The following is a 24,790-nucleotide window of genomic DNA, read 5'->3' as shown; positions in this document are numbered from 1 at the left end:
ACCTCAGCCGGCGGATTGGGAGCGGGGAGAAACCTGGAAACGACCGACGTCGCAGCCCGGCTCGGCGGCGCTCTGGGTCTGCTCGGCGACGGTGCGCAGCGCACTGCCTCGAGCGCCGAGAATCTGATCCATGGCGCCGGCGAACCAGCCGGTGAACATGTAATCCACTTTGTGCCCGACCTTGCCCTGTTGATAGACGAAGGCGCTGTGCTCGAGACGCACCTGGGCGGTGCCGGCATCGAGGTCGATGTCCTCGGTGATGAACAAGCCCCAACCACGCTGGGAGAGGCGCGTCATGTAGTGTTCGAACACCGACTCACCCTCAAGGCCGTGCAGCTCGGCTTCCTTCTCACACCAGTGCCAGGCGCTCTTGTAGCCGGCTTGGTAGAGAATCTCGGCATAGTTCTCGATTCCCAACGCCTGTTCCACAGCGACGTGGTTGTTGATGAAGAAGTGGCGCGGTACATAGAGCATGGGAAGCGCATCGGTGGTCCACACGCCGGTCTCGCTATCCACTTCGATGGGCAATTCGGGAGGCATCTTGGTCACGGTCGTATTCCTCGAGATCGTTGTCTTGGCGCTTTTGCTGGCTGGGGCTTTACGGCGGCAGGCCTGGAGGAGGCGCTGTGGATACATCCCTGTACGCTACCGATTCCATCCCTGGAATCGGACCTCCTCTTCGGCCTACCCCCGGCGCCCCTTATATGCAGACGTGTTGCTCTCAGGCGCCCCATACCTCTTTCAAAACACGCATCCAGTTTTCACCCATGATCTTGCGCACCTGTCGCTCGCTCATGCCGCGTCGCAAGAGTGCCTCGGTGAGGTTGCCGAACTCGCCAATGGTGCGAATGCCCTCGGGATTGATGATGGTGCCGAAGTTGGTCAGGCGCCGGGCATAGCCCTTGTCGTGAGTGAGCCATTCGAAGAAGGCCTGATCCTGACCCTGAGTGAAGTCGGTACCGATGCCGATGGCGTCTTCGCCGACGATGTTCATCACGTATTCGATGGCTTCGACGTAATCGTCGACAGTGGCATCGACCCCGGCACGCAAGAAGGGGGTGAACATGGTCACGCCGACGAAACCGCCATGTTCGGCGATGAAGCGCAACTCCTCGTCGGACTTGTTACGGGGGTGTTCCTTGAGGCCGGACGGCAGGCAATGGGAGTAGCAGACCGGCTTTTGCGATTCGAGGATCACTTCTTGCGAGGTCGTGGCCCCAACGTGGGATAGATCACACATCATGCCCACGCGGTTCATCTCGGCGACGATTTCGCGGCCGAACCCGGAAAGCCCGCCGTCGCGCTCATAGCAGCCAGTGCCCACCAGGTTCTGGGTGTTGTAGCACATCTGCACGATGCCCACACCGAGACGCTTGAAGACTTCCACATAGCCGATCTGGTCTTCGAAGGCATGGGCGTTCTGAAAACCGTAGATGATCCCGGTCTTGCCTTCTTCCTTGGCGCGGGTGATATCAGCGGTGGTATGCACGGGGCGCACCAAGTCGTCGCACGCGGCGAGGAGTGCATTGGTCTCGACGATATTGTCGACGGTGGCCTGGAACCCCTCCCACACCGAGACGGTACAGTTGGCAGCTGTCAAACCGCCCCGGCGCATGTCCTCGAGGAGTTCACGGCCCCATTTGGCTATAATCAAGCCATCGATGACGATGGCGTCGTCGTGCAGTGATTGCGCGTTCATGAGTCTCGCTCCGGGGTTGGCATCATGTGGCCAGCTTAGCCCCGTCCCCGAGACCGTCGACGCTTGGAAGCGACGAGGAAAATTCCAAATGCGTCACGCCTTGTCATCGGCCTTAACGCAACGAGGCCGCCCGATGATCGGACGGCCCCGCTGGAAGCGGCATGTTGGCCGCATTAATAGCGCGAGCACGCGCTATCCCAAATGCACACTCGCGTAGGTGGGTTCGCCCTGCGCCTGGGCTAGGGCCTGCATCGCACTCGAGGCGCGCGGCGCCACATAGGCATCGTCTTCATTGCCCGCAGCAAGGTTGGCGGGCGTTAGCGTTACGCTGGCGCTCGCCAGACGCGTCAAGCGCTCGTCACGCGGCGGCGTGCCGAAGTATTCCCGATAGCACTTGGAAAAATGCGGCGTGGACACGAACCCACAGACCGAGGCGATTTCGATGATCGACATCGAGGTCTGGCGCAGCAGTTGGCGGGCACGAGTCAGGCGCAACTTGAGGTAATAGCGCGACGGCGAACAACTCAGGTATTTCTGGAATAGGCGCTCGAGTTGGCGACGCGAGACGTTTACGTAGTTCGCTAGTTCATCGAGGGCAATGGGCTCTTCCAGGTTGGCCTCCATCAGCGCTACGATCTCGAGCAGCTTGGGCTGACTAGTGCCCAGTACATGCCTTAGCGGCACGCGCTGTTGATCCTGCTCGCCTCGCATGCGGTCGCAAATGAACATGTCGGAAATCGCCGCCGATAGCTCGCGGCCATGATCGCGGGAGATCAACGTCAGCATCATGTCCAACGGCGCAGTTCCGCCAGAGGCCGTGGCGCGGTCACGGTCGATGGAGAACAGCCGAGTAGTCAAGGTCGCACGCGGGTAGGCTTCCTGTGCAGCGGCCTGGAATTCCCAGTGAATGCTGCATTCGTAGCCATCGAGCAGCCCCGCCTTGGCTAGCGCCCAACTACCGGTGCATAGCGCACCGATGCGCCGCGACTGACGCGCCTGGGCCTGCAACCACAGCACATGTTCACGCGTGACATGACGCTGGATGCCGACACCGCCGCACACGAACACCATGTCGAGCGCCAGTGGCTCGTGCATGCTGCTATCAGGCGTGATCAACAGACCATCGCTGGCACGCACCGCCTCGCCATCCGTGCTCAGCGTGGTCCACTGGTAGAGTTCGCGCCCCGCCAACTGATTGGCCATACGCAACGGCTCCACCGCCGAGGCCAACGAGATCAGCGTGAAATTATCCATCAACAAGAAGCCCAGACGCAGCGGCGCATCGGGGGCGGTAGGCGGCGCGGGACGATCGCTCGTCATGGCCATCAGCGGTTCTCCTCGGGTCACGTTCGGAGCCACTGGTAGTGCTTCACCAGGGGTGTATTGTCATTGTAGAAAGTCAGGTTCAACGCCTTGAGTGTGACGAGAAGGCGTTCCCTCAACGTATCTAAAAGCGTCGCCTCACGCTATCAAAAACGACATACCCATGACGCTTTTAAGAAAACGCCCCACACCAGTACATCTGGGCGGGGCGGTCCGGCACCTAGCAAATTACCGTTCGTGACACTGCTCTGCTACTAACGCTTTCGCTGTAGATGCTCGGCGTGATAACGCAGGTGATCTTCGATGAAGGTCGCGATGAAGAAGTAGCTATGATCGTAGCCCGGCTGACGACGCAGGGTCAGCGGATGGTCATGCTTCTCACAGGTGGCCTCGATACGCTCAGGCATGAGCTGTTCGTCAAGGAAGTTATCCGCCTCGCCCTGATCGATGAACAACGGCTGCCGCGAGGCCCCCTTGGCAATCAACTCGCAGGCGTCGTATTGCGTCCATTTGCCATGATCCTCGCCAAGGTAGGCCGTAAAGGCCTTCTGTCCCCAGGGCGAGACAATGGGGTTGACCACCGGCGCGAACGCCGAGACCGAGGCGTAACGTCCAGGTTGGCGCAAAGCCAGCACCAGCGCGCCATGACCGCCCATGGAATGTCCGCTGATGGCTTCCCGCCCATTGAGGGGAAAATGCTGACGCGCTACCGAGGGCAGCTCCTCGGTAACGTAGTCGTACATGCGATAGTGCTTGGACCACGGCGCCTGGCTTGCATTGACGTAGAAACTCGCGCCGGAGCCGAAGTCATAACTGTCATGTTCACCAGGGAGGTCGGTACCACGCGGACTGGTATCCGGACAAATGATGGCCATTCCAAGCTCGGCGGCCACGCGTTGCGCGCCGGCCTTCTGCATGAAGTTCTCGTCGTTACAGGTCAACCCCGAGAGCCACCACAGCAGTGGCACCTTGTCGGTTTCCGCCTGGGGCGGCAGATAAATGGCAAAGATCATCTCGCAATCGAGTGCACGCGAGTGGTGCTTATAGCGTTTCAGCCAACCGCCGAACGACTTGGTGGCGGAGACCAGCTCCAGCGATTCGGACATGGTCATGGTGCTCTCCCTAAGAAACCGACGGCATCGAGCCGCCGGCGGATGGAACGACGTCGGGGCGCGCCCGGCCGCGATGAATCACCACAGGCGCGTACCAAGCGCCTTTCGCGCGGTACCGAACGCGATAAATCAGATGCTCTTCGCGCGGCTTCGGGCGCGTGTCAATAGTGCAGCACGGTGCGGATGCTCTTGCCGGCATGCAGCAACTCGAACGCCTCATTGATCTCCTCGAACGCCATATCCTGGGTGACGAACTCATCGATCTTGAGCTTGCCATTCATGTAGTCATCGACATAACCCGGCAGTTCGCTGCGGCCCTTGACGCCACCGAAGGCGGAGCCCTTCCAGACGCGCCCGGTGACCAGTTGGAACGGCCGTGTGGAGATTTCCTCGCCGGCCCCGGCCACGCCGATGATGATCGACTCACCCCAGCCCTTGTGGCAGCACTCCAGCGCCGAGCGCATCACGTTGACGTTGCCGATGCATTCAAAAGAATAATCGACGCCGCCATCGGTCAGGTCGACGATGACCTGCTGGATCGGATCGCTGTAGTCCTTGGGATTGACGAATTCCGTCGCCCCGAACTGACGTGCCAGGTCGAACTTATCGGGATTGACGTCGATGGCGATGATCCGGCTCGCCTTGGCCATCTGCGCGCCCTGGATAACGGCCAGGCCGATGGCGCCGAGGCCGAACACGGCAACGGTGGCACCCGGTTCGACCTTGGCGGTATTCATCACCGCGCCGATACCCGTGGTGACACCGCAACCCAGCAGGCAGATCTTGTCCAATGGCGCCTCGGGCGAGACCTTGGCCAGCGAGACTTCCGGCAGCACGGTGTATTCGCTGAACGTCGAGCAACCCATGTAATGATGCAGCGATTGGCCGTCCTTGGAGAAGCGCGAAGTACCGTCAGGCATCACGCCCTTTCCCTGCGTGGCGCGGACCGAGCTGCATAGGTTGGTCTTGCCGGAGAGGCAGAACTTGCACTGGCCGCACTCGGCGGTATACAGCGGAATGACGTGATCGCCGGGCTTTAGGCTAGTGACACCCTCGCCGACTTCCTGCACGACACCTGCCCCTTCGTGACCAAGTACCGCCGGAAAGTTGCCTTCCGGATCGGCTCCGGAGAGGGTAAAGGCGTCGGTATGGCAGACGCTGGTCGCCTTGATCTGAACCATGACCTCGCCGGCCTTGGGCCCTTCGACGTCGATCTCGGCAATCTCCAGCGGTTGGCCGGCTTCCCAAGCGATGGCGGCGCGTGATTTCATCAGGCATTCTCCTTCGTCGATCGTGGCGGCGCCCGATGCGCCAATATAGGCAGTCTAGGCGCGCGTGGTTAACCCCACCAGTCTAGGCAGTTGGCACGCTTGGATAAATGCTTACGACGTCACAACATTATTGCCGTGGAGCAACAATGCAGCGCTGGGATCGCATCGAAGCTTTCATCGAAGTCGCCCGCTTGGGCACGTTTTCCGCCGCTGCGCGGCATCTGAAGGTTTCCACCTCGCACGTGAGCCGCTCGATTGGGCAGCTCGAGAGTCAACTCGGCACGACACTTTTGTATCGCACCACGCGCCAGACACGACTCACGGACGCAGGCTCTCTCTACTATCGGCATTGCCGCCACTTGTTCGATGGCTTTCGCGAGGCCGAGGAGGCCATCGTCGACTTCCAGTCTCGGCCCAAGGGCACATTGCGGCTGACCTGTGCCACCACGTTCGGCGAGCGCTACATCGCCCCGTTGGTCAACGACTTCCAGTGCTTGCACCCGCAACTCGAAGTCGACATGCACTTCACCAACCGCCAGGTCGAGTTGATAGAGGAAGGCTTCGACGTTGCCATCCGCATGGGCGTACTGCGTGATTCGAGCCTGATTGCGCGACGCCTGTGTGAACGCCGCGAGTACGTGGTCGGCTCGCCGGCCTATTTCGAGCGGGCCGCCCCGCCCCATTCGCTGGCCGAATTGCCCCACCACAACTGCCTGCGTGGATCACGTGACAGCTGGCTGTTCGAGGTCAACGGCCAGCGTCGGGAAATACGTATCGAGGGCCGCTGGCGCGCCAATTCGGGGCCGGCACTGCTCGATGCGGTCTTGAAAGGCCTAGGGCTAGCGCAATTGCCAGACTACTACGTGGCGCCACACTTGGCGCAGGGACAGCTAGTCTCGGTGCTGGATGCCTATCAGTTCACCGACACTGCAGTGTGGGCGATCTATCCGCGCCACCGACACCTCTCGCCCAAGGTGCGCCAGTTTGTCGATTTCCTGGTCGCGCGCTTGCCGGATACGCTACAGGCTTGACGCGTGCCTCTCGCGACAATCCCGTGGCTCATTCTCCCGCAATTGGCCCCAGCCCATCACGCAGATATCGTCCGGCGAACTCGGCCTCGCGGGCCAGGGCATCGGGATCGAGCAAGTCGACCCACTGGCGCTCGCGAATCAACAAGCCATCCTCGCGGAACCCGCTCAATGTGCGGCTGATATGCACCGAGGTGAGGCCCAGCGCGTCGCCCAGTTGCTGCTGCGACAGCGGCAGACGGAAACGCCGCGTAGCGTGAGGCATGATGCGCTGCAGGCGCATGTACATCTCGTAGATCAGATGCGCCACTTTCTGACGTGCACTGCGTCGCGCCAGATTGACCAGACGCTCGGTCAGCAGGGCTTGCTGTTGCGAGGACACTGCGAAGAAGATCATCGACAGGGTAAAGGACTCTCGAAACACCTCGAGTAAACGGCGATGAGGAAAATCGCAGACGATGCCGTCGTCGATCATCATCACCCCGGCCAGGCGCTCTTGAAAGGCGAATTCACGCAGGCCGATGACATCCCCGGGCAGATAGATTTCCAGAATCTGCCGCGAGCCATCTTCCATGTCGCGGAAGGAATACGCCCAGCCCTTCGAAAGCGTGCAGAAACGCCCCGCCGGGTCGTCGGTTTGCCATAGCGCCTCTCCGCGTTCGACCTCGCGCGGCTCACGTTCCAGCGAATCCAGCAGGGCTTCGTCACTCTCGGTGAGACTCGCGTAATGCCGGAAATGGCGGATGATGCAGCTATCTGTCTCGCTCATGAGCGACCTTCTCTATCTTAATCTCGTCGGGAGTCCTAGGCAGGGCACCGAGCATGACCCGGCCACCCTAAGCGCATTACTGTCCGATGGAATAAAACCATAGAAGGCCACGCGGTGCGATCCCGAATCAAAAAAAGACGCCCCGCAGGCGTCCCAAAGGGTTGATCGAACGATTAGGCGTCAGCATTCGATGGCATTCACCGCCAAGCCACCACGCGAGGTTTCCTTGTACTTATCCTGCATGTCGGCGCCCGTATCGCGCATGGTACGAATGACGCGGTCGAGGGACACGAAATGCTCGCCGTCGCCCCCCAGCGCCATCTGCGCGGCATTGATCGCCTTCACCGAGGCGATGGCATTACGCTCGATGCACGGCACCTGTACCAGACCGCCGATGGGGTCGCAGGTCAATCCCAGGTTGTGCTCGAGGCCGATCTCGGCGGCGTTCTCGACCTGCGCGGGCGTGCCCCCCATGACCTCGGCGAGTCCGGCGGCGGCCATCGCACAGGCCGAGCCGACCTCGCCCTGACAACCGACCTCGGCGCCGGAAATCGAGGCATTCTTCTTGCACAGGATGCCGATGGCGCCAGCCGTCAGCAGGAAGTCAACGACATCGCGCTGGCAGGCGTCGGGCTGAAACTGCATGTAATAGTGCAATACCGCCGGGACGATACCCGCTGCACCGTTAGTCGGCGCGGTCACCATGCGCCCGCCAGCGGCGTTTTCCTCATTGACGGCCAGAGCGAAGACATTGACCCAATCCATCGCCGAGAAGGTCGAGGCGATCACGCTGGTATTGTCGCTGGCTGCCTGCAGGCGGCGATGCAGCGTACTGGCCCGGCGTTTGACATTGAGCCCACCGGGCAACACGCCATCATGGCGCAAGCCGTTGTCAACGCAGGCCTTCATCGCCTCCCAGATACGCCACAGCTCGTCGCGAACGCTTGCTTCGTCGCGCCAAGCCTTCTCATTTTCGAGCATCAACTCGCTGATACGTAATCCATGCGTGCGGCACAGCATGAGCAGTTCTTCCGCCGTAGCGAAATCAAACGGCAACGTCGTGGTATCGCTATCCAGCGCGCCGCTGGCCGCCTGTGACTCGTCGACGACGAAGCCGCCACCCACGGAGTAATAGGTATTGCGATACAGCTCTTCGCCATGGGCATGGGCGATGAGGCGTAACGCATTGGGATGATAAGCAAGCGGCTCTTCATGCCATTGCATGTCGCGTGCCCAGGGGAACGAGATAGGATGTTGGCCAGCCAGCAGCAAGGTCTGCGATTCGCGCAGTTCTTCCATGCAGGCGGGTACTATCTCCGGGTCGATGCATGCAGGACGCTCGCCCATGAGCCCCATGATCACCGCCTGATCAGTGCCATGTCCTTTGCCAGTGGCGCACAGCGAGCCATGCAAGTGCACTTCGATGCGCGTGACGCGTGTCAGCCAATCATGCGAGCGCAGCGCATCGATGAAGTCGCAGGCCGCACGCATGGGGCCGACCGTATGCGAACTGGACGGTCCAATTCCCACTTTAAACAGATCGAACACACTGATTGCCATGCGTGACACCTCGAACAGTCTTGATGTATCAAAATTACTAAACGAACTTGTTAGAAGCTCGATTTAACTTTAGCTTGAAGCCAGCCTGGATGCCGGGCAACGGAGAATAATTCGACCAAGCTTTAGAATGGCTAAACCATGAGCCGTACTCTGCACGCCCAAACTCACGCCTGGCTCAAGGTCTTCGCGATCAGCGCGCGGCACCTTTCCTTTACCCGGGCCGCCGAAGAACTACACGTGACCACCGGCGCGGTCAGCCAGCAGATCAAGCAGCTCGAGGCGCGGCTGGGCTTCAAGCTCTTCCGCCGCCTGCCACGACGCCTGGAACTCACCGATGAAGGCCAACGCCTGGCGACGGTGGTCGATCAGGCCTACGATGCAGTGGGGATGGAAGTACGTCGCCTGCGTACGGGGGTCATGAGCGGCGTGCTGCGCTTGCGTTGTGTGCCCTCGTTTCTCGCCAAGTGGTTGATGCCGCGACTGACGCGATTACAAGCGCGCTTTCCCGACATCGAGTTGCATGTCGCCTCCGAGGACAGCAACCTGTCACTGCGTGAGGGCGAGTTCGAGCTAGCTATCGACCTCAACGACGGGCGCTACGCTGGCTTCCAAATCACGCCGCTGATGGATGAGGAAATCTTCGCGGTATGTTCGCCGCAACTGCTGCGCCGACGCCCGCCGCTGGTACGTCCCGAGGATCTAGGCTACTACCCGCTATTGCATGACGTGACCGCATGGCGCGGCAGCCACGATTACGCCGAGTGGGAGCATTACCTGGGGGCGTTGGACGCCGGCTCCGTGAATGTACGGCGAGGTTACACCTTCAATCGCAACCACTTGACGGTAGAGGCGGCCATCGCCGGCATGGGAGTGGCGATCGCTCGGCGCACACTGATTACCGATGAGCTCGACACTGGGGCATTGATAGCACCGTTCGCTGGCGCCGTGGCCACCGGCAAGACCTATGGCCTGGTCTATCACCCCGGGGCGCTGGACGATCGCCGGGTACGTGCCGTGCATGATTGGATCGTCGAGGAAGCGGCGCGCTGCCATGGCCATTGAATGCCAGACCGATTCCGCCGAGAATGCATTTTTTGCGAAACACAGCACAAAACGTTTAAGGTCTCGATGGCAAAAACGACTCAACTCTGCAAACTTATTGAGTACAATAGCTTTTAAGCACAATACGCTAATTGCCAATACGGCATTCTCGCGTCAATGACGCACTCTACGCTTACCTGAGACGGAGAATTCTCATGGACAAACGTTCGCAGGACGATACTGCCAACGAGCCAAATGAAGGCTCAGAGGGTATTCCGGCTCCGGATGGGCCGGCGAACTTAATCGATACCGATTATGTAATAGGCCAGGACAACATCACCTCCACGAAGTTCGGTATCGACTTCGACCTACACGGCAAGGTGTTCACGGTCTCCTCCTTGGTGATCTTGTTTTTCGTCATCGTGACGCTGGCGTTCCAGAACCAGGTGGCACCGATTTTCAATGCCATGTTCTCGTTCTTGACGGGCAACTTGGATTGGTTCTTCATTCTTGCCGCTAATATTTTCGTGGTACTCGCTGTCGTACTGATTTTCACTCCACTGAGCAAGGTCCGCTTGGGCGGCGCCAACGCCACGCCAGATTTCAGCTATGCCGGCTGGTTCGCCATGCTGTTCGCCGCGGGGATGGGCATCGGTTTGATGTTCTACGGCGTTTCCGAGCCGCTGACCCACTTCGGCACCTCGCTTGCGGGTGATGGCGGCGCCCCTCTAGGTGGCGCCGAAGGCAACGAGCAAGCAGCGGCACATCTGGGCATGGCGGCAACGATTTTCCACTGGGGACTGCACCCCTGGGGCATCTATGCCATCGTCGCCCTGTCGCTGGCCCTGTTCTCCTATAACAAGGGCCTGCCGCTGACCATGCGCTCGATCTTCTACCCGATTCTGGGTGAGCGCGTCTGGGGGTGGCCCGGCCATATCATCGATATCCTGGCAGTCTTCGCCACGCTCTTCGGTCTTGCAACCTCTCTCGGGCTGGGCGCTTCACAGGCTTCTGCGGGGCTGCATTACCTGTTCGATACGCCCAACACCAACGTCACCATGGTGGTACTAATCCTGGGTATTACGCTGGTGGCGCTGGGCTCGGTACTCGCCGGTGTCGACAAGGGCGTGCAACGCCTCTCGCAGCTCAACATGGCCCTCGCCTTCCTGCTGCTACTCTTCGTGATCTTCGTCGGGCCGACGCTACTCATCGCGACCGGGTTCTTCGAGAACCTACTCGGTTACGTCAAGAATCTCCCCGCGCTCTCCAACCCCTTCGGCCGTGAGGATACTGGCTTCACACAAGGCTGGACGGCGTACTACTGGGCTTGGTGGATTTCCTGGTCTCCGTTCGTCGGGATGTTCATCGCCCGCGTCAGCCGTGGCCGCACCGTGCGTGAATTCCTGATCGCGGTGCTACTGGTGCCGACACTGGTATCGATCCTGTGGATGACCGCCTTCGGGGGCACCGCCATCGATCAGGTCATCTCCGATGGGTACAATGGCGTGCAGGATGCCGCACTGGAGCTGCAACTGTTTACCATGCTCGGCCAGCTACCGCTGACAGCGATCACGTCGTTCGTGGGTATCGTGCTGGTGATGGTATTCTTCATCACCTCCTCGGACTCCGGCTCTCTGGTCATCGACTCTATCACTGCTGGTGGCAAGGTCGACGCACCCAAGCCTCAACGCGTTTTCTGGGCTTTGATCGAAGGTGCAATCGCTATCGCCTTGCTGTTGGGAGGTGGCCTCACCGCACTACAAACCGCGGTCATCACCACGGGCCTGCCCTTCACGCTGGTCTTGTTGGCGGCTTGCTACGCCATCATCAAAGGTTTGATGAGCGAACCGCGCAGCGTGTAACGCGATGTCCTCATTCGCGATATGAAGAAGGCGGCCCACGGGCCGCCTTCTTCGTTTACGACCTCTCTAACCTGCCGAGCCTAGCTCCATACTTCTCGGAGTGGCGTCTCGGGACTGTAGCGATGGGCGATCTGGGCTTGCAGCAATTCGGCGGTCGCCAGGGCATCGATCAAGGCATGATGTGCCTGATAGGGCGGCAAGCCATAGCGCGTGCGGCTATCAGGCAGGCGAATCGACGCTGGCGGACGTCCCAGCCAGCGCCGTAGACGTGCCCACCACGACTGACGGTGAAGACGCGCCTCCAGCGACATGGTATCGATCACGGGAAAGTGGATGCCCTCGCCGCGCCGCGCTTTGACGGCTGCATTCAGGAAGGTCCGCTCGATATGGCGATAATGCACCACGACGATGCGCCCAGCCATCGCGGCCAATAATTCATCGAGTACATCATCAAGGTCGGGAGCCTGCTCGATCTCGCTATGGGTTATATGGTGAAAGGTAATCGAGCGCTCATTGAGAGGTCGCGGCGGCCTTACGACCCAGTAACGACGCTCGGCAAGCCGTATGCGCTTCAGATCGAACGGCACTACGCCGATGCTGACGATGGCGTGACGTTGTTCATCGAGGCCCGTGGTTTCCATGTCCATGGCCAACATCGGCACATCACCGATGGGAGTCTCCGGCGTGGGCACACCGACATCGAAGTAGCGTTCCAATGCCGTGTCACGCGCCTGCTCGCGACGCGCCATGAAATAATCCGCCCATGTCGGCGGCTCCGAGTGTCGACGTGAAAGCAGTGGCTTCATTCAAATATCAGCGTTTCTGAGAAGGCATGGGATAACGAAACTTCAGGAATTTCTGGGCGTTGCTTAGTACCTGAAAGGCGTCCTTGAGATTGTGGCGCTCGTTATCCGAGACGTTTTCGGGCTCAATGTTATTGTCCGGTTCACGCTCTTCCTGGATATCGATGACCTGATGGCGAATTCGCACCATGGCGATAAATTCCAGTGCATAGCGAATCCGCTCCCCGGAGTGGCCCGCAAGCAAGCGAGTTTTGTTGATATCCTCGAGACGGTCGAAGGAATTCTGTGCTCGTGAGCCGCAGGCCAGCGCATGCACTCGGATCAGATCGATCAAGGGCGCTGTGCCACGTCGCTTGAGGTTAATCGTGTTGTTCTGCTCGCCGTCTTTTTCCATCACGAACGTGCGGAAAAAACCGAGCGGAGGCGTACGATTCAACGCATTGCGCGCCATAGCGGCCAGAAAGCGTGGACGCTGAGAGGCACGCCCAGCGACCAGATCTTGAAGGCTTTCGACGAACGCCTCGTCGCCATAAACACTGTCGAGATCGAAAAAGATGGAGCTGTGCAGCAAGCGCTCGGGGCTGGGGTCATCGATCCAGTCGCGGAAATATTGCTGCCACACGTGTAACGGCTGACGCCAACGCGAATTGGTGGCCATGACGTCGCCCTTGCAATAGCTATAACCGCATGCCGCCAACCCATCGCTGACGCGTTGTGCCAATGTCAGGAAGTACGCGTCATGCTGCTCGGGGTCGAAGCTATCATCCAGTACCAGAGCATTGTCTTGGTCGGTAACGATGGATTGCTCATTGCGCGCCATCGACCCCAACGCCATAAAGCAATACGGCACTGGCGGCGACCCCAACTCTTCCTCGGCCAGTTCCAGCAAGCGGCGTGTAAACGCGCGCCCGATGCTCGACAGCGAACTGCTGACCATCTGCGAATTGTCGTCTTCGTTGACCATACGCACGAAGGCCGCGCGCACGTCACTTTTCATCGCGGCCAGCCCTTCGACATTGGGCTGGCGAAAGATATTGTCCACCAGATACAAGCTACTATTAGTCTCGTAGCGCACGATATCGGATAGATGTAACACGCCCACCGGGCGCCGCCGATACAAGACAGGCAGGTGATGAATATTGTTGCGCAGCATGCGCAGCATCGCTTCATACACCGACTCGTCGGACTGAATGGTGATCGGACGCTCGTCGATCAGCTCCCCCACCGTGGTGCTCGCCGGCCGTCCCTCGGCTAGAACACGGTTGCGTAGGTCATGGTCGGTGAGGATGCCAACCATGCGGCGCAGTTGCCCGTCTTCATGGGTGAAGGCATGCGAATCTTCTGATGTTTGCGGCGCCGCCAGCACCAACACCGAAGAGGCACTGTGCTCGCCCATACGTTGAGCCGCCTCCTGCACCGTAGCATCGCTTTCTACCATCACCGGTGCTCGGGTGGCCAACTTACGTACCCGCGTCACCAGCATCTCGTGGCCCTTGCGCTGCTGGTCGACGGTAGACTCCAGGCGCGGGCGCTCGACCTCGACGAAATCGGCGAAGTTGTCGTCCGCTTCGCACAAGTGTTGAAACGCCGTAAGGGGGATAAAGTAGATCAGCGTATCTTCGATCGCCCGGGCCGGGAAACGTACGCGCTGATCGCGCAGCAGGTCGAATTGGCCGAAGATATCGCCTTCGCTCAAGCGGTTGTAAAGATCGCCGTTGCGGCGATAAAGATCGATAGCACCGCTACGAATGTAGTGGAGGTACTCAACGGCATCTCCATGGCGGTAAATATCGGTCTCGGCTTGAAAATACCCAACCTCGACCTGACCGGCCAGCTCATCGAGCAAGTCATCAGATAGCTGCTCGAAGGGCGGAAATTGCGCCATGTGCTGACGAACCTCCAGCAATTCTACTTGCATGCGACCGCTCTCCGGCAATGAAGGACAATACCGTTAGTCTGAGATTCTACCCAGGTTCTGTAAAGGACTACCTTGAAGATCGGAAACGGTGTTTCTTAAGAGTCGTTTCCTTGCTAATATTCAACATTCATCGATGCCCTAATCACCGTCGCTTCGACGCACGCCAGAGACTACGTATGACGCATTCGCCCCTGCCTCCCGAAGCCCCCTTCGGCTTCAAGGCGATCTGCCTTCGCGCACTATGCTATATCTTGATCGTCGCCGGCATCATGCAGCTGGTGATGCTGGACGCTCAATCGGGCGTCGGTCAGTTTTCCGAGACGTCACTGACCGAACTCACGCAGTCGGCATTGTTGCTGCTCAGCTCGTTGCTAATGGCCTACTTATACCGCCATCCCAACGCCATTCCTCATGTCAGCCTGTTACTGGGGGCGTTCCTGTTCGCGTCCTTCGTCCGGGAAAATGACGCCTGGCTGGACATCTACGTCTTCGACGGTGCCTGGCAAGTGATCGTGACTCTGATCGTACTGCCGACGCTTTACGTGGTGATTCGCCATCGACATGCCTTTGCCGAGGAGTTCAAGTCGATCTCCAACAGCCTTGGCTTCGGGATGTTTGCCGCCGGCTTCCTCACGACGTATGTTTTCTCGCGCCTTTATGGCCGCTCCGCGTTCTGGGAAGCCATGCTCGGCGATCATTACCGGCGCGTCATCAAAGACGCAGCCGAGGAAGTGACCGAGTTGGCCGGTTACATGCTGCTCTTCTTTGCTTGCATCGAACTGGTGCTACTGGTGCGTCGACGCTTCAACCATCATGGCTGAAACGGCCACCACCATCCTTAGTGCATAAAAAAACCCGCGAGCTGAACTCGCGGGTTTTTTGCTCTCGCCTCGTTCACTCGTCGAGGAAAGTGCGCAACGGCTCGGAGCGTGACGGATGACGCAGCTTGCGCAGCGCCTTGGCTTCGATTTGGCGAATGCGCTCACGGGTCACATCGAACTGCTTACCGACCTCTTCTAGCGTGTGGTCGGTATTCATGTCGATCCCGAAGCGCATGCGTAGCACCTTGGCTTCGCGCGCTGTCAAGCCGCCCAACACGTTGCGAGTCGCCTCGATCAAGCCCTCACCGGTGGCCAAGTCGATCGGCAGCAGCATAGTGCCATCCTCGATGAAATCACCGAGGTGTGAGTCGTCATCGTCGCCGATCGGCGTTTCCATGGAGATCGGCTCTTTGGCGATCTTGAGCACCTTGCGAACCTTGTCTTCCGGCATCTCGAGGCGTTCGCCAAGCTCTTCCGGCGTCGGCTCGCGACCCATTTCCTGCAACATCTGGCGTGAAACGCGATTGAGCTTGTTGATGGTCTCGATCATGTGCACCGGAATACGGATGGTGCGTGCCTGGTCGGCGATGGAGCGCGTGATCGCCTGGCGAATCCACCAAGTGGCATACGTCGAGAACTTGTAGCCACGGCGATATTCGAACTTATCTACCGCTTTCATCAACCCGATGTTGCCTTCCTGAATGAGATCCAGGAATTGCAGCCCGCGATTGGTATACTTCTTGGCAATCGAGATCACCAGGCGCAGGTTGGCCTCGACCATCTCCTTCTTGGCACGACGCGCCTTGGCCTCGCCAATCGACAGCCGGCGATTGACCTCTTTGATGTTCGTGACCGGCAAGCACACCATTTCTTCCTCGAAGCCGATCTTGCGCTGGGCACGCAGAATGTCGGCACGGAATGGCTCGATACGCTCGGCGTACTTGGAATGCTTGGCCTTGAAACGGTCCAGCCATTCGAGATCGGACTCGGCGCCGGGGAAGGAGCCGATGAAGGTCTTACGCGGCACTTTCGCCTGCTTCACGAAGAGCTGCATGATGGCCTTTTCTTGGCCACGGATCTGCTCGATGCTGATGCGTACCTGTCCCACAAGACGTTCGAAATGCTTGGGCACCAGTTTGATCGGCGAGAATAGCTCGGCAAGACGCGCTTGCTCTTGATCCGCGTTCGACGACCCCAGACCATGCTTGTCGATCGCGGCCTTGGCACGCTCGTTCTGTTCGCGAATCTGTTCGAAACGCGCCTTCGCTTCCTCGGGATCCGGACCGCCGCCGGTTTCTTCTTCCTCGGCATCGTCATCGTCTTCGGAAGCATCGCCGTCCACGGCATCACGCTCGGGCTCGGGCTCGGGAACGTCCGCCTCGGCCACACCGGGGATCCCCTCATCGGGATCGATGAAGCCCGAGAACAAATCGGAGAGCCGTCCCGGCGCTTCCTCATCCTGGGTGGCGTCATAGGCTTCGAGGACGGAGTCCACGGCCCCCGGCAGATAAGCCAACGAAGACATTACCTCGCGGGTGCCTTCCTCGATGCGCTTGGCGATTTCGATCTCGCCTTCGCGCGTCAACAAGCCCACCGTACCCATCTCGCGCATATACATGCGCACGGGGTCGGTGGTACGCCCGACGTCGCTCTCGACCGCCGCCAAGGCAGCGACGGCTTCTTCCGCCGCCGACTCGTCGGTAGATTGATCGGACATCATCAGGGTATCTTCGTCAGGTGCTTCCTCGACGACGCTGATACCCATGTCGTTGATCATCGCGATGATGTCTTCCACCTGATCGGGATCGGCGATATCCTCGGGAAGGTGGTCATTGACCTCCGCATAGGTCAGGAAGCCTTGCTCCTTACCTTGGGCGATCAACTCCTTCAGACGTGACTGCTGCGTATTTCCAGCCATAGAAACCCTATCTCGACAATGGAGCACCTGGAAGCGAACGGATCGAAACGCTGCTAAGCCTGCCAGTATAGCCGCTAAGGGCATTTTACTGCCAGTGTCGTATTTGTCTTGTCATCCAGGTGTGCTAGTGTGTTCGGCTACCCTTTTCGATATTGCCTAGTAAATGGCGACGTTTTGCGCCAATTCAACCCGTCGCGGCAGGCATCTTCCCCACGACCGTCATACTGAGCGAGCACCGCCCTTCAATTCCATCAGCAGCTCGTTCAACTGCTGACGCTCCTCTCTAGACAGAGACTCGCCTGCCTGCATCCGGGCCAACAAGGCGTCATATTCTTCCTGCGGCGAACGCTGCGAATGACGTTGACGCAACCCCTCGACCAGGCCTTCCACCTCGATGCCGCGTGCGTCGCGCGGCATCAAGAGTTCCCGACGCGCCAGCCAGGCTAGTCGCTCACCTTCGGGCGTACCATGAAAATGCGCCAGCAAGACTTGGGCGTTGCGGTAGCCTCCCGCACGGATCAAACGCACCACTTCGTGGCACAGCGCGCCATCGCCCTCGTCGTCAGGGCACCAGTCGAGCGACTCGGGCAAACGCCCTACCAAGCCAGGCTCATGCACCAATAAATGCAGCAAACGACCGACGAGGCTCAGAGTGCCACGACGCTCATTCGATGCGCCCTCTCGCTGAGGCGCGGCCTCAGAAGGCGCTCCCTCCTGCACCTCGACGAAGCCAGAATCTTGGGCGCCATGCGCCTTATCGGCACGTGCCAGCAATGCCTGGAAGTTCGCTTGTTCGACGCCCGTGCGCTGCGATAGTTCGCGCAGCAACAGCGATTTCAAAACGCCCTCAGGCAGACGTTCCAAGGCGCGCAATACCGTGGTAACGAAACGCTCACGCTCTTCGATATGCTTGAGGTCGCGCCCCTCGGCCGCCTGATCGAAGAGAAACTCCGAAAGAGGTGCGGCACATAGCACACGATTCTCGAAGGCCTCGGTGCCTTCTCGCCGTATCAGGGTGTCCGGATCTTCGCCTTCGGGAAGAAACAGAAAGCGCACTTGGCGACCGTCGATCATCGACGGCAGCACCGTCTCCAGTGCGCGGTGTGCCGCCTGCCGACCGGCCTGGTCGCCATCGAAACAAAACACCACCTCACCCACCAAGCGGAACAAACGCTGCAAATGATCTTCGCTAAGCGAGGTCCCCAAGGTGGCACAGGCGTTGCGAATCCCGAACTGGGCCAACGCCACGACATCCATGTAACCCTCGACGACCAGCATACGTTCCAGCCGTGCGTTGGCCTGACGCGCTTCGTAGAGGCCATATAGCTCACGCCCCTTGTGGAAAACCGGCGTCTCGGGCGAGTTAAGGTACTTGGGCTTGGCGTCGCCGAGCACGCGACCACCGAAGGCAATGGTGCGTCCTTTCCAATCGCGGATCGGAAACATCACCCGATTGCGAAAGCGATCATAGCTGCGCCCAGAGTCTTCGCGATGCACCAGCAGCCCGTATTCGATCTGTACGGCATCGCTGATGCCACGCTCACCCAAATGGCGTTTGAGCGCCTCCCACTTGTCTGGAGCGAAGCCGATCCCGAACTCACGCACGATATCTTCGGACAACCCGCGCCGCTCGAGATAATCACGAGCGTCACTCCCCTCGGCCATCACCAAGCGCTCTCGGAAGAAGCTCGCCGACAACTCGAGCAAGTTGACCGCTTCTTCTCGACGCTGCTCGCGCTGTTGGGCACGTGGATCGTCATCGCCTTCACGCGGAACGTCCAGGCCCAACCGCGACGCCAACTGCTCGATCGCCTCGGGAAAGCGCAGATGATCGAACTCCATCAAGAAGCGCAGCGCATTGCCGTGCACGCCGCAACCGAAACAGTGATAGAACTGCTTCTCGGCACTGACGGTAAACGATGGCGATTTTTCCTGATGGAAGGGACAAAGGCCCGAGTAGTTGCGACCGGCCTTCTTGAGCTGAACGCGCTCGCCGACGATCTCGACCACGTCGGTGCGAGCCAGCAAATCATCGATGAAGCGTTGAGGTATCTGTCCAGCCATGGCGGGGAAGCGCTCGACGAAACGTTGTCTGTATCGCGGAAATCACGGAGCCAGGCAGCGCGGAAACAGCGGGGTGAGAAAAACAAGCGGCCACCTGATGGCAGCCGCTTGGCGTCCCTCTTAGAAGCGACCTAGGCCGCTTCTAGTACGGATCAATACAGCCGTTCGAAACGCTTGCGCTCGCGCTGCAGCTTCTTGGCATGACGCTTGACCGCCGCAGCAGCCTTGCGCTTGCGCACTGCGGTGGGCTTTTCATAAGTCTCACGACGACGGACTTCGGAGAGAACGCCGCCTTTTTCGCAAGAACGTTTGAAACGCCGCAGAGCGACGTCGAACGGCTCGTTATCACGTACTTTTACAGAAGGCATTAACCAATCACCTACCTTTAGGAAAGATGAGTTCGGATTGAACGCACACCCAGCCAGCCCATGTTTAGCGATTGCCAACGGCATGACGAGTGCACGACCCAGTCTTGCAGAACACAGTATTCTAGTCGCCGTAAGATTGCTTTGCAAAGCCTTTACCTGACGGCCCCTGCCACGCACGCCGCGAAAGGCGTAGAATGGCGGGCTTCATGGGATAGCGGGGAAATGACGACACATGCGGGTATTGGGCATCGAGACCTCCTGCGACGAAACTGGCGTCGCCATCTACGATACCGAGCGCGGCCTGATCGCCGATGCGCTGCATAGCCAAATGGCGATGCATGCCGACTTCGGCGGCGTGGTGCCAGAGCTCGCTTCGCGCGATCATACTCGCAAATTGCTGCCACTGATTCGCCAGGTGCTCGACGAGGCCGCGCTTGACGGTGCTGAACTCGACGCCATCGCCTACACGGCCGGGCCCGGGCTTGTCGGCGCCTTGATGGTGGGTGCCTCGACCGCGCACGGCCTGGCGCGTGCCTGGAACATCCCGGTACTCGGCGTGCACCACATGGAAGGACATCTACTGGCGCCGATGCTCGAGGACACGCCGCCCGACTTTCCCTTCGTAGCCCTACTGGTATCGGGTGGGCACACCCAACTCGTCGAAGTACACGGACTCGGACGCTATCGCTTGCTCGGCGAGTCGGTCGACGATGCCGCAGGCGAAGCCTTCGATAAGGCCGCCAAGATGCTCGACCTGCCCTATCCCGGTGGCCCACAGGTGGCCAAGCTCGCCGAACGCGGCGACCCCAACCGGTTTCGTTTCCCGCGCCCCATGACCGATCGCCCGGGACTCGACTTCAGCTTCTCCGGGCTCAAGACACATACCCTGACCACCGCCCGAAAGCTTCAGGAAGCCGGCCCCCTCAGCGATCAGGACCGAGCCGATATCGCGCGCGCCTTCGAGGAAGCCGTCGTCGACACGCTGGTCATCAAATGTCGTCGCGCCCTCGATGCCACGGGGCTCAAGCGTCTCGTGGTGGCCGGCGGCGTCAGCGCCAATCACCGCTTGCGCGAGCGTCTCGACCATGCCACCGCTAAACGCCAGGCGCAGGCGTTCTATCCACGTGGACGCTTCTGCACCGATAACGGCGCGATGATCGCCTACGTCGGGGCACAACGCTTGCTCGCCGGTGAGCGCGACGACGCGACCATGCAGGCGACGCCACGCTGGCCACTAGCAACGCTCACCCCTCCGGCGGTCTGACGTCACCATCTTCTTCGCGCGAGGAGCGTGCAAGCCCCGGCTCACCGCCCTGCCCCAAGCGGCGAATATTCCAGGCATGGCGCACCAACACCAACGCTGAGAAGACGCTCACGACCAGCGTCGCCTCGCGCGCTAGCCAATAGCTAGCCAACGGGGCGAGCAAAGCCGCAGCCAGCGACGCCACCGCCGCAGTACGCGAGCGCCACGCCAAGATGGCCCAGCATAGAGCGCATACCCAGGCCACCGGCGTCGCGATCATCAGTAGTACACCAAAGGCACTGGCCACGGCTTTTCCACCGCGTCCACGATGCCACGCTGGATAGCTGTGTCCCACTAACACCGACAATCCCACCGCGCCTTGTAGCCACAACGGCAACGCCTCACGTTGCGCCACCCAGAGCACCGGCATGGCTTTGACCGCATCGACCGTCAGGGTCAAGGCGGCCGGCACCGCCCCATGCACACGCAAAACATTCGAAAATCCGGGGTTGCGCGATCCCGCGTAACGCGGATCGCGACGCCCCAGCGCACGACACACCCAGACGGCGCCAAGCAGCGATCCGCTTAGATAGCCGGCCACCACCAAGGCAGCGACGGGCAAGACTGGAGACATGGGTTGGACTCCCTCATGGCGTGGGCGACACCGATGCATAGGCCCCGCCCATGATTCTGCCACCTCCATGACGTACAATCTAAGGTTTGCGACGCCGCGAAGCGCTGACCGGGCTTCGCCGCATCAATGTCCGACCTAATGAGGATACGCCGTGGATCACGTGCTGATCGAGGCACTGGAAGTGGATACCGTCATCGGTGTCTACGACTGGGAACGCACCCTTCGCCAGCGGCTGCGGCTGGATCTCGAACTGGCGACCGACATTCGCCCCGCCGCACAGCGAGACGATATCCAACAGACGCTCGACTACGCCGCCATCAGCGCACGTATCGGCGAATTCGCCGAGGCCCATCAGTTCGCGCTGGTCGAAACCTTTGCCGAACGCCTGGCCGAGACTTTGCGCCAAGAATTCACCATCGCCCGGCTCAGCCTGACCGTCCGCAAACCCGGTGCGGTTGCCAATGCCGCCAGCGTGGGCGTACGTATCACGCGGGGGCAGGAATGACACAGGTGACCGTCAGCATCGGCAGCAATATCGATCGCGAGCGCCACGTTCTTGCCTGTCTCGACGCCCTCACCGACACCTTCGGAGACGTGCAGGTATCGCGCGTCTTCGAAAGCGAACCGGTCGGCTTCGAGGACGGGCGCAATTTTTACAATCTTGTCGCAGCGTTCCACTCCACCCTCACGGTCGGCGAGCTGCAAGCCTGGTGCAAACGGGTCGAAGCCGACAACGGGCGCCTACCGGGTAGCCCCAAGTTCAGCCCACGCACCCTGGATATCGACCTGCTCACGGTGGGCGACCGATGCGGCCATATCGAAGGCGTCGACCTCCCGCGTGACGAAATCCTCCAACATGCATTCGTGCTGCGGCCACTCGCCGAGTTGTTGCCGGAGACGCCGCATCCTGAGGTGGGAACCTCCTATGCCGCGCTGTGGGCCGCGTTCACGAACGGCGACCAACACCTATGGCCCGTGTCCTTCACTTGGCGTGGCCGTACGCTCTCACATCCGGATTGACATCCCGGGACCGAGCCGCGTGATGCACACTGCTTGCACATTGCGTGACGGTTTCTTGCGCGGGCGTCCTGCATGATGAGCTCATCCTGCGGTCATGCGCCCGCGCCACGGCCGTTTCGTAGATCAAGAGTCGCCTCATGAAACATCGGCTACGTTTCAAGCGTCCTCGCATGGCGCGCATCAGCCTCAAGCTGTTCGCCGCCATCCTGCTGACCAACGTATTGATCGGTGGCATGAGCTTCCTGCTCATTGCCCGCAGCCTCGACCAAGGCTTCATCGACTACTTGGAACGCACCCAAGCCAATCGTGCCGACACCCTAGCCACCGCGCTCGCCGAACGCTGGCAGGAACATGGCAACTGGCATTGGCTACGCGACGATCCACGCGCCTGGCATCGCATGGTACGTAACCAACTCTGGCCAGGCGAACGCCAACCGCCCAGCGGCATCGACCGCGAATTGAGCGATGCGCGGGATTTCGTGGTACTCGATGCCGAGGGCGACGCCATCATCGGCCGCCCACTGCCACCCGGCAAATCACCTTCCGATGCGGAACCGCCTCCGCAGCCCCGCTTTATCGACATCGAGCATCAAGGAAAGGTCGTCGGCCGTCTCGGCTACCTCCCCCCTGCGCAACTGATGGCACGCATGGACCGTATCTTCCTGCAGCGTCAGTTGCGCAACATGACGATCATCGTCGCTTCACTCTCGATGGCCTCGCTACTGCTCGCCGCGGGCCTCGCCTGGTGGCTGGGGCGGCGTGCCCGTGACATGACCGCGGCGACCCGCCGCATGACCCAGGGCGACTTCGCCGTGCGTCTTCCCGAACGTGGCCACGACGAGCTTTCCCGCCTGTCCGCCGACTTCAACGTGCTCGCCGAGACGCTGGAGGCCAATCGACGTAACCGCCAGCAGTGGGTCGCTGACATCGCCCATGAATTGCGCACACCAATGGCTGTGTTGCGCGGCGAGATCGAAGCGATCGAGGACGGCGTGCGCCCGCTTGGCGGCGAGACGCTCGCCTCGCTCGCCCAGGAGGTGACTCAACTCGAACGTCTGGTCGACGATCTACGCCTGCTCGCCCAGAGTGATGCGGGCGCCCTGGATATCTACCTGGCCCCGCACGATCTGGCGGATACGCTGAGGGCGCGACTCGACGAGGCACATGGCTGGCTGAATACACGCGGCATCGCGCTGGAGACAGAAATCGGCACCGCTCCGGCGCCGATTCACGGCGATCCACAGCGGCTGCGCCAATTGTGGAATAATCTGTTGAGCAACACCTGCGCCTACACCGACGCCCCGGGCCAGTTGCGCATACGTCTCGAGCGCCATTCCGATCATCTGTGCCTGACCTGGGAAGACAGCGCCCCGGGCGTTGCCGAGGAGGCACAACCACGCCTGACCGAGCGTCTGTACCGTGTCGAGGGCTCGCGCAACCGTCGCAGCGGCGGCAGCGGCCTGGGGCTAGCGATCGCCAGCGCGCTCGTCAACGCGCACGGCGGCACATTGACCCCGTCTTCCTCGCCGCTCGGCGGGTTGCGCTGGACACTCGTCTTCCCCCTGCGCCACGCCGACGACACCCTCGATCACGACGCCCCCAAGGCCAGCTGGAGCCCCTCATGACCGACCCCATCCTGATCGTTGAAGACGAACCCAAGATCGCCCGCCTGGTCGCCGACTACCTTCAGCAAAGCGGCTACGCCACGCACCATCTCGCCCACGGCGACGAGGTCATGCCCTGGCTAAACGGCAACGCGTCCGCACTGGTATTGCTCGACCTGATGCTGCCCGGCACCGATGGCCTGACGCTGTGCCGACACATCAACGAAGATCATCCCTCGCTGCCCGTGATCATGTTGACCGCCCGGGTCGAGGAGATCGACCGGCTCCTCGGCCTGGAGCTGGGCGCCGACGACTATATCTGCAAGCCATTCAGCCCGCGCGAGGTCGTGGCGCGGATCAAGGCCGTATTACGCCGCCTGCAACCACGCCATGAGGACTCGGCCAGCGCCCCACCCCTACACCTCGACGAAGATGGCTGGCGTGCGCTGGCCCAAGGACACGACCTCGGTCTGACCGCCGTCGAATTTCAGTTGCTCAAGGTCATGATGCACGCCCCGGGACGGATCTTCTCCCGCGATCAACTGATGGACCACATGTATCGCGACCACCGCATCGTCTCCGAGCGCACCGTAGACAGTCACGTCAAGAAATTGCGCCGTAAGATTGCCGACGCCTATCCCGAGCGCGACATCATCCGCTCCGTCTACAGTGTCGGGTACAAGTACCAGCCCGACGCTTGAATCCCCTACCAGCAACACAATAAAAAGCCAC

At 60.4% G+C, this 24,790-nt stretch carries 22 protein-coding genes; 9 read left to right on the top strand and 13 right to left on the bottom strand.

What is annotated here, in order from left to right; translation table 11 throughout:
- Positions 1 to 3 precede the first annotated feature (3 nt).
- From SR908_RS12440 to SR908_RS12420, 5 genes are all read right to left on the bottom strand, one after another.
- Positions 4 to 549 carry a DUF5943 domain-containing protein gene (locus SR908_RS12440; protein ID WP_246921665.1) on the bottom strand — a complete coding sequence of 182 codons (546 nt, stop codon included), beginning with the start codon at positions 547 to 549 and terminating at the stop codon, positions 4 to 6.
- A gap of 172 nt (positions 550 to 721) precedes the next feature.
- On the bottom strand, positions 722 to 1,699 hold the full coding sequence (locus SR908_RS12435) for a dipeptidase (protein ID WP_246921663.1): 978 nt from the start codon (positions 1,697 to 1,699) through the stop codon (positions 722 to 724).
- A gap of 192 nt (positions 1,700 to 1,891) precedes the next feature.
- Positions 1,892 to 3,025: a choline metabolism transcriptional regulator GbdR gene (gene gbdR / locus SR908_RS12430; RefSeq protein WP_378076093.1), complete on the bottom strand. Its 1,134-nt coding sequence runs from the start codon at positions 3,023 to 3,025 to the stop codon at positions 1,892 to 1,894.
- 251 nt (positions 3,026 to 3,276) lie between these two features.
- Positions 3,277 to 4,134 (bottom strand): S-formylglutathione hydrolase, encoded by an 858-nt coding sequence (gene fghA / locus SR908_RS12425; protein ID WP_075370144.1) that lies wholly within the window; start codon positions 4,132 to 4,134, stop codon positions 3,277 to 3,279.
- 161 nt (positions 4,135 to 4,295) lie between these two features.
- Positions 4,296 to 5,405: an S-(hydroxymethyl)glutathione dehydrogenase/class III alcohol dehydrogenase gene (locus tag SR908_RS12420; protein WP_246894284.1), complete on the bottom strand. Its 1,110-nt coding sequence runs from the start codon at positions 5,403 to 5,405 to the stop codon at positions 4,296 to 4,298.
- A gap of 146 nt (positions 5,406 to 5,551) precedes the next feature.
- Between SR908_RS12420 and SR908_RS12415 the strand changes: the two genes are divergently transcribed.
- Positions 5,552 to 6,436, top strand: coding sequence for a LysR substrate-binding domain-containing protein (locus SR908_RS12415; RefSeq protein ID WP_040244354.1), 885 nt, complete (start codon positions 5,552 to 5,554; stop codon positions 6,434 to 6,436).
- A 28-nt stretch (positions 6,437 to 6,464) separates the two neighbouring features.
- Here SR908_RS12415 and SR908_RS12410 read toward each other — a convergent pair whose 3' ends face one another.
- On the bottom strand, positions 6,465 to 7,202 hold the full coding sequence (locus SR908_RS12410) for a Crp/Fnr family transcriptional regulator (RefSeq protein ID WP_246921660.1): 738 nt from the start codon (positions 7,200 to 7,202) through the stop codon (positions 6,465 to 6,467).
- Between the two features lie 180 nt (positions 7,203 to 7,382).
- A complete protein-coding gene (locus tag SR908_RS12405; protein ID WP_246921658.1) occupies positions 7,383 to 8,762 on the bottom strand; it encodes an L-serine ammonia-lyase in 1,380 nt (459 codons plus the stop codon).
- A gap of 138 nt (positions 8,763 to 8,900) precedes the next feature.
- Between SR908_RS12405 and SR908_RS12400 the strand changes: the two genes are divergently transcribed.
- Positions 8,901 to 9,824, top strand: coding sequence for a LysR substrate-binding domain-containing protein (locus tag SR908_RS12400; RefSeq protein WP_246921655.1), 924 nt, complete (start codon positions 8,901 to 8,903; stop codon positions 9,822 to 9,824).
- Positions 9,825 to 10,018: 194 nt separating this feature from the next.
- Positions 10,019 to 11,665 carry a BCCT family transporter gene (locus SR908_RS12395; protein ID WP_178997874.1) on the top strand — a complete coding sequence of 549 codons (1,647 nt, stop codon included), beginning with the start codon at positions 10,019 to 10,021 and terminating at the stop codon, positions 11,663 to 11,665.
- 80 nt (positions 11,666 to 11,745) lie between these two features.
- On the opposite strand, the gene SR908_RS12390 is transcribed toward SR908_RS12395, so the two are convergent.
- Together SR908_RS12390 and SR908_RS12385 are read right to left on the bottom strand one after the other, a co-directional pair.
- Complete coding sequence (locus tag SR908_RS12390) at positions 11,746 to 12,471, bottom strand: 3'-5' exonuclease (RefSeq protein WP_281504061.1); 726 nt, start codon at positions 12,469 to 12,471, stop codon at positions 11,746 to 11,748.
- 7 nt (positions 12,472 to 12,478) lie between these two features.
- Positions 12,479 to 14,386, bottom strand: coding sequence for a DUF294 nucleotidyltransferase-like domain-containing protein (locus SR908_RS12385; RefSeq protein ID WP_246921649.1), 1,908 nt, complete (start codon positions 14,384 to 14,386; stop codon positions 12,479 to 12,481).
- Between the two features lie 176 nt (positions 14,387 to 14,562).
- Between SR908_RS12385 and SR908_RS12380 the strand changes: the two genes are divergently transcribed.
- Complete coding sequence (locus tag SR908_RS12380) at positions 14,563 to 15,207, top strand: hypothetical protein (RefSeq protein ID WP_246894286.1); 645 nt, start codon at positions 14,563 to 14,565, stop codon at positions 15,205 to 15,207.
- A 73-nt stretch (positions 15,208 to 15,280) separates the two neighbouring features.
- Here SR908_RS12380 and rpoD read toward each other — a convergent pair whose 3' ends face one another.
- The 3 genes from rpoD to rpsU form a co-directional block, all read right to left on the bottom strand.
- Positions 15,281 to 17,125 (bottom strand): RNA polymerase sigma factor RpoD, encoded by a 1,845-nt coding sequence (gene rpoD / locus SR908_RS12375; RefSeq protein ID WP_178997866.1) that lies wholly within the window; start codon positions 17,123 to 17,125, stop codon positions 15,281 to 15,283.
- Between the two features lie 219 nt (positions 17,126 to 17,344).
- A complete protein-coding gene (gene dnaG / locus SR908_RS12370; protein WP_246921647.1) occupies positions 17,345 to 19,189 on the bottom strand; it encodes a DNA primase in 1,845 nt (614 codons plus the stop codon).
- 152 nt (positions 19,190 to 19,341) lie between these two features.
- The gene (rpsU, locus tag SR908_RS12365; RefSeq protein WP_040244373.1) at positions 19,342 to 19,557 is read right to left on the bottom strand and encodes a 30S ribosomal protein S21; all 216 of its coding nucleotides are present in this window, start codon (positions 19,555 to 19,557) and stop codon (positions 19,342 to 19,344) included.
- Positions 19,558 to 19,789: 232 nt separating this feature from the next.
- Here rpsU and tsaD point away from each other — a divergent pair, with 232 nt between their 5' ends.
- A complete protein-coding gene (gene tsaD, locus SR908_RS12360) occupies positions 19,790 to 20,821 on the top strand; it encodes a tRNA (adenosine(37)-N6)-threonylcarbamoyltransferase complex transferase subunit TsaD (RefSeq protein ID WP_178997862.1) in 1,032 nt (343 codons plus the stop codon).
- Here tsaD and SR908_RS12355 read toward each other — a convergent pair.
- Entirely contained in the window at positions 20,802 to 21,434 is a 633-nt protein-coding gene (locus SR908_RS12355; RefSeq protein ID WP_246894289.1) for a glycerol-3-phosphate acyltransferase, read from the bottom strand. The genes tsaD and SR908_RS12355 overlap by 20 nt on opposite strands.
- Positions 21,435 to 21,585: 151 nt before the next feature.
- Between SR908_RS12355 and folB the strand changes: the two genes are divergently transcribed.
- From folB to SR908_RS12335, 4 genes are all read left to right on the top strand, one after another.
- Positions 21,586 to 21,939: a dihydroneopterin aldolase gene (folB, locus tag SR908_RS12350; RefSeq protein ID WP_178997858.1), complete on the top strand. Its 354-nt coding sequence runs from the start codon at positions 21,586 to 21,588 to the stop codon at positions 21,937 to 21,939.
- A complete protein-coding gene (folK, locus tag SR908_RS12345; RefSeq protein WP_246894290.1) occupies positions 21,936 to 22,454 on the top strand; it encodes a 2-amino-4-hydroxy-6-hydroxymethyldihydropteridine diphosphokinase in 519 nt (172 codons plus the stop codon). The genes folB and folK overlap by 4 nt, the downstream gene beginning before the upstream one ends.
- A gap of 137 nt (positions 22,455 to 22,591) precedes the next feature.
- The gene (locus SR908_RS12340; RefSeq protein WP_246921645.1) at positions 22,592 to 24,079 is read left to right on the top strand and encodes an ATP-binding protein; all 1,488 of its coding nucleotides are present in this window, start codon (positions 22,592 to 22,594) and stop codon (positions 24,077 to 24,079) included.
- The gene (locus SR908_RS12335; protein WP_246921643.1) at positions 24,076 to 24,759 is read left to right on the top strand and encodes a response regulator; all 684 of its coding nucleotides are present in this window, start codon (positions 24,076 to 24,078) and stop codon (positions 24,757 to 24,759) included. The genes SR908_RS12340 and SR908_RS12335 overlap by 4 nt, the downstream gene beginning before the upstream one ends.
- Positions 24,760 to 24,790: the final 31 nt, after the last annotated feature.

It is taken from the genome of Chromohalobacter canadensis (assembly GCF_034479555.1).
GTDB classification, from domain to species: Bacteria; Pseudomonadota; Gammaproteobacteria; order Pseudomonadales; family Halomonadaceae; genus Chromohalobacter; species Chromohalobacter canadensis.
Note: the sequence above shows the minus strand (reverse complement) of the source record. Positions and strands in the feature narration are given on the sequence as shown.

Bases quoted from the DNA above. Each gene is read 5' to 3' on its own strand.
- tsaD (WP_178997862.1), top strand. From the start codon at position 19,790: ATGCGGGTATTGGGCATCGAGACCTCCTGCGACGAAACTGGCGTCGCC.
- SR908_RS12410 (WP_246921660.1), bottom strand. From the start codon at position 7,202: ATGAGCGAGACAGATAGCTGCATCATCCGCCATTTCCGGCATTACGCG.
- rpoD (WP_178997866.1), bottom strand. From the start codon at position 17,125: ATGGCTGGAAATACGCAGCAGTCACGTCTGAAGGAGTTGATCGCCCAA.
- SR908_RS12340 (WP_246921645.1), top strand. From the start codon at position 22,592: ATGAAACATCGGCTACGTTTCAAGCGTCCTCGCATGGCGCGCATCAGC.
- gbdR (WP_378076093.1), bottom strand. From the start codon at position 3,025: ATGGCCATGACGAGCGATCGTCCCGCGCCGCCTACCGCCCCCGATGCG.
- SR908_RS12400 (WP_246921655.1), top strand. From the start codon at position 8,901: ATGAGCCGTACTCTGCACGCCCAAACTCACGCCTGGCTCAAGGTCTTC.
- SR908_RS12390 (WP_281504061.1), bottom strand. From the start codon at position 12,471: ATGAAGCCACTGCTTTCACGTCGACACTCGGAGCCGCCGACATGGGCG.
- SR908_RS12335 (WP_246921643.1), top strand. From the start codon at position 24,076: ATGACCGACCCCATCCTGATCGTTGAAGACGAACCCAAGATCGCCCGC.
- dnaG (WP_246921647.1), bottom strand. From the start codon at position 19,189: ATGGCTGGACAGATACCTCAACGCTTCATCGATGATTTGCTGGCTCGC.
- folK (WP_246894290.1), top strand. From the start codon at position 21,936: ATGACACAGGTGACCGTCAGCATCGGCAGCAATATCGATCGCGAGCGC.
- SR908_RS12395 (WP_178997874.1), top strand. From the start codon at position 10,019: ATGGACAAACGTTCGCAGGACGATACTGCCAACGAGCCAAATGAAGGC.
- SR908_RS12415 (WP_040244354.1), top strand. From the start codon at position 5,552: ATGCAGCGCTGGGATCGCATCGAAGCTTTCATCGAAGTCGCCCGCTTG.
- SR908_RS12385 (WP_246921649.1), bottom strand. From the start codon at position 14,386: ATGCAAGTAGAATTGCTGGAGGTTCGTCAGCACATGGCGCAATTTCCG.
- SR908_RS12405 (WP_246921658.1), bottom strand. From the start codon at position 8,762: ATGGCAATCAGTGTGTTCGATCTGTTTAAAGTGGGAATTGGACCGTCC.
- SR908_RS12355 (WP_246894289.1), bottom strand. From the start codon at position 21,434: ATGTCTCCAGTCTTGCCCGTCGCTGCCTTGGTGGTGGCCGGCTATCTA.
- fghA (WP_075370144.1), bottom strand. From the start codon at position 4,134: ATGACCATGTCCGAATCGCTGGAGCTGGTCTCCGCCACCAAGTCGTTC.
- rpsU (WP_040244373.1), bottom strand. From the start codon at position 19,557: ATGCCTTCTGTAAAAGTACGTGATAACGAGCCGTTCGACGTCGCTCTG.
- SR908_RS12420 (WP_246894284.1), bottom strand. From the start codon at position 5,405: ATGAAATCACGCGCCGCCATCGCTTGGGAAGCCGGCCAACCGCTGGAG.
- SR908_RS12380 (WP_246894286.1), top strand. From the start codon at position 14,563: ATGACGCATTCGCCCCTGCCTCCCGAAGCCCCCTTCGGCTTCAAGGCG.
- SR908_RS12435 (WP_246921663.1), bottom strand. From the start codon at position 1,699: ATGAACGCGCAATCACTGCACGACGACGCCATCGTCATCGATGGCTTG.